The sequence below is a fragment of the Citricoccus sp. genome (assembly GCF_032154715.1).
GTDB lineage: Bacteria > Actinomycetota > Actinomycetes > Actinomycetales > Micrococcaceae > Citricoccus.
Genome location: NZ_JALDXU010000153.1, coordinates 1 through 3,869, shown reverse-complemented (window position 1 = coordinate 3,869; position 3,869 = coordinate 1). Strand labels below are relative to the sequence as shown.

The following is a 3,869-nucleotide window of genomic DNA, read 5'->3' as shown; positions in this document are numbered from 1 at the left end:
CCCCCCCGTCGTTGTCCTTCGGCCCGGTCCTGGGGCACTCAGCCGTGCGGTGCCGAGTCCTCGTCCCGGGGGCCGTCCTGCTGCGAGTCCTGTTGCTCGCCCTGGGCGCGGGCCACGGCCTTCTCCGGGTCCTCCCCGGCGGCAATCGCGTCCAGGCGGATCTTCTCCTCCTGGCTCACCCGCTCCGACCACGGCAGCCAGTCGGGCGCCAGGATCGCCGTCGCCCCGGGCAGCAGCCCGGTCTCGCACACGGTGACGACCTTGCTGCGGGGTGCCCGGGACAGGGTGGCGAACCACTCCCATCCGCCGTAGCCGGGCAGGGTCGCGGCGAAGCGATGGGTGACCAGGCGGTCGTCGTCCGCCACGGTGCCCACGTGCTCGCCGATGTCCCCGTCCTCGGCCAGGCCCTCCAGCGCCGCCCTGGCCTCGGCCACGGCCGCGGCCAGCAGGTCGTCCAGTTTGGGGGTGCGCTTGCGCGGTGCCCGCGTCGGCTTCGGCGGGATCCGCACGGACCGGCCTGCGGACTGCACGGTCTCGGTGGCGACGTCCCCGACGGCCTCAGGGGCGGAGGTCTCAGGCTTCAAGTTCATCGGCCACCTTGCGCAGGGCCATGGCGATCTTCTCGGCCTGCGCCTTCTGCGGGTACTTGCCCTTGCGCAGGCTGTTGGAGGCCACGTCCATCCACTTGATGAGGTCCTCGACCACCACGGCCATGTCCTGCGGCTTGCGGCGGGTCGCCCGGACCACGGAGGGACTGTCGCTGAGGATGCGGGCGCTCAGGGCCTGGGGACCGCGGCGGCCCTCGGCCACCCCGAACTCCAGGCGGGTGCCGGCCCGGACCTCGGACACGCCCTCAGGCAGTGCGGAGGCGGGCAGGTGGACCTCGTGGCCCTCATCCGTGTGGATGAAGCCGAAGCCCTTGGTCGAATCGTAGAACTTTACTTTGCCGGTCGGCATTCTTGATGTCCTTATCTCTCCTCGGTGCCCCTTCCGGCCCTGTCGGTGCGCCGTGGCCGCCCGGTCGAATCATCGCCCCGGGCCCATTCGGTGGCCGCGGACTCTCATGGTCCGGCAGGCTCCCGGGCCCTGGCTGCGCTGCCGGCTCGCGGAGTGGTCCTGTCCTCGGACATCGTGGTCCGGGCGGCCCTGCTCCACCGTGCCGCGGCCCGTGCCGGTCGGAAGGGAAAGTCTGTAACCCCTTCAGGATACCCTCTCACCCGCGGTTTTCTCCCGTCGCTTCCGCTCCGAGGGCCCCAGTGCGCACCGGCGTAGACTGGGGGCCATGTCCGTTCGCCCCTTCGTCTCCCCCGACGCCCGTGTCCACGGCTCCCCCGGGGCCGCGGCCCCGTCCACCACGGAGACCTCGCTCTGGCTGAGGGCCCTGCTGGTAGTGGGTGCCACCCTGACCGCGGTCTCCTTCGCGGCCACGGTGTTGCTGCTGGTCTCCTACTTCCTCAATGTCACTGCCTGGCCGCTCTTCTACTGGTTCGGCCTCTACGGCCTCCCGCTCGGCTTCGTCCTGATGCTCGCCTACGTGGTGGCCAAGGCCGTCCTGAGACGCCGCGCCTGACCCGGCGACGGTGCGCATGAGGGCCACCACCCTGACGGACCGCCTCTCCGGTTGGCCGGACCACCGCCTGGAGCGGCTGTTCTCGCTGCGCCCGGATCTGTGCCACCCTCCCGTCCCCGACTTCGCCGCCCTGGCAGCCCGCGCCAGTACGCAGATGTCCGTCCTGCGAGCGCTGGACGGCCTGGACCGCGCCCATCTGGACGTCCTCGAAGGCATGGCAGTCCTGGACCAGCTACCACCCACCGGGCCCGACGCCGGCACCACCGTCACGCTCTCCCGGATCGCCTCGTTCCTGACGGACGGCACGGCACCGCCACTCGCCGAGTCGGCCGCCGATGACACGCACCTCGCGGCCATCAGCGCCCTGGTGCACGATCTCGCCGAGGCCGCCCTCGTGGTGGAGCATGCCGCCGGCTGGCGGATCCCCGTACCGGTCGCCGCCGCACTGGGCCCCCACCCGTGGTCCTTCGGACGGACCGGCGCCGCCCTCGGCTCCGGGACCGTCCTGCCCACTGACCGTGCGGGGGTACTGGCCCTGCTCGGCAGCGAGGCGGTCCAGGGCGAGCTCCTGACCCGCGTCACCGCGGCCCTGAATGCGCTGCAGTCCTCGCCCGTCGCCCGCGTCCCCGAGCCGGCCGGGCCCGTCCACGAGGTGCTCCTGCGCACCGGCCTGCTGGTGCCGCTGGACGGGGACCACGCCGGCTCCGGGGGATCCGTGGCCGAACACCCGCTGGAGGCCGGCCTGGCCTGGCGTCAGGGGACCGCCGGCCGCACCGTGCATCCGGAGCCACCGGCTCCGTCCGGCCGCACCGTCAACCCGGCCGTGTCCCGCAACGCCGCCCTGGCCGCCGTCGGCGACCTGTTGCGCGGCGCCGCCGACCTCCTGGAGGCGCTGGGCGGCGGGCTGCCGACCCTGCGTTCAGGCGGGGTGGGCGTGCGGGACCTGAAACGGCTGGCCGGCACCGCGGGCGGCACCCCCGAGGACGTCTCCTGGCTGTTGGAGCTGCTGGCGTCCGCCGGTCTCGTGGTCCTGGACCCGGACACCTCCACCTGGGTCCGCGCCGCCACGGTCCCGGCCTGGCGGCGCAGCGAACGCCAGGTGCAGTGGGAGGCCCTCGTCGCCGGATGGCTGACCAGCGGCCGGGCACCGATGCTGGGCCCGGTGCCGCCCGGCGGCTCGGGACCCGGCCCGGCGGGCGCCTCCGGGCGGGCCCTGGCCCCGGACCGCAATCGCCCGGACGCGCCCCGGCTCCGCGCGGCCGTCCTCGAGGCGGCCCTGGAGGTCTCGGACGAGCAGCCGGGCACCCGGTTGGACGAGGCCGTCCCGGACCGTCAACGGTGGCGCCGGCCCCGCCGGCAGGCCCGCAGCACCTGCTTCACCCTCCCGTTGCTGGCGGAGGCCGACCGCCTAGGGCTGGTCGGCGCCGGGGCCCTCACTGCCGCCGGCGCACTCGTGGCGGCAGGGCGGCTCGACGAGGCCGCCACCGCCGTCGGGACCGCCCTGCCGGCCGCGCTCACCCGGGTGCGCCTGCAGGGGGACCTGACCGCCGTGGCCCCGGGCTACCTGGATCCGGACGTGGCCGGACGGCTGGCGGCGATGGCCGAGGTGGAGGGTGATGGCGCTGCCCGGGTCTACCGGTTCTCCGATGCCTCGCTGCACCGGGCGCTGGAGGCGGGATCCACCGCCGGGGACCTCGAGGCCTTCCTCGAGGACCACACCGAGGACGCGATCCCGCAGTCGCTGCGATACCTGATCCGGGACGTGGCCCGGCGCCACGGCACGCTCACCCTCGGGGCCGCGGGTGCCTGGCTGCGCTCCGAGGACGAGGATCTGCTGGACATCATCGTCGCCGATCCGGCGCTCGCCGCGGCCCAGCTGGAACGGTTGGCGCCCACCGTGGTGGCGGCCGGCGTCGGCCCGGCGGTCCTGCACCGGATGCTGGCGGAGGCCGGGCACCGGGCGGCATCCGCCCGGCGTGACCCGAGCAGCGGCACCGCTGCCGAGGCGAGACTGCGCACGAACGCCGGGGACGGCGCCTTCCCCGAGCCGGTCCGGTCCGTGCGCTGGTCACCGTCCGAGGAGGAGCTGGCCGCGCAGATCGCCCGGCTGCGCTCGGCCCCACAGCCGGCCCCGAGCGGTGCGGGGACCGAGGAGGCGGTGGCCGTGCTGCACCAGGCCGCGCGCCAGCGGACCGAGGTCGATCTCGTCACCGTGGACCAGCGGGGCCGGCGGCAGTCCCGCCGCGTGGTGCCCCTGGCCGTCGCCGGCGGACGCGTCCGCTGCCTCGTTCCGGACCGC

At 74.8% G+C, this 3,869-nt stretch carries 4 protein-coding genes; 2 read left to right on the top strand and 2 right to left on the bottom strand.

The annotated features are described in order from the left end of the window. Nucleotides 1-38: 38 nt before the first annotated feature. Both RUH65_RS15415 and RUH65_RS15410 read right to left on the bottom strand, forming a co-directional pair. Nucleotides 39-590 carry a DUF3027 domain-containing protein gene (locus tag RUH65_RS15415; RefSeq protein WP_313818522.1) on the bottom strand — a complete coding sequence of 184 codons (552 nt, stop codon included), beginning with the start codon at nt 588-590 and terminating at the stop codon, nt 39-41. Then, complete coding sequence (locus RUH65_RS15410) at nt 574-957, bottom strand: cold shock domain-containing protein (protein ID WP_313818521.1); 384 nt, start codon at nt 955-957, stop codon at nt 574-576. Before RUH65_RS15410 ends, RUH65_RS15415 begins: the two co-directional genes overlap by 17 nt. A gap of 325 nt (nt 958-1,282) precedes the next feature. On the opposite strand from RUH65_RS15410, the gene RUH65_RS15405 reads away from it, so the two are divergent. After that, nucleotides 1,283-1,570, top strand: coding sequence for a hypothetical protein (locus RUH65_RS15405; protein WP_313818520.1), 288 nt, complete (start codon nt 1,283-1,285; stop codon nt 1,568-1,570). 16 nt (nt 1,571-1,586) lie between these two features. Beyond that, nucleotides 1,587-3,869, top strand: a 2,283-nt coding sequence (locus RUH65_RS15400; RefSeq protein WP_313818519.1) for a helicase-associated domain-containing protein, incomplete at its 3' end; no start/stop codon positions are given.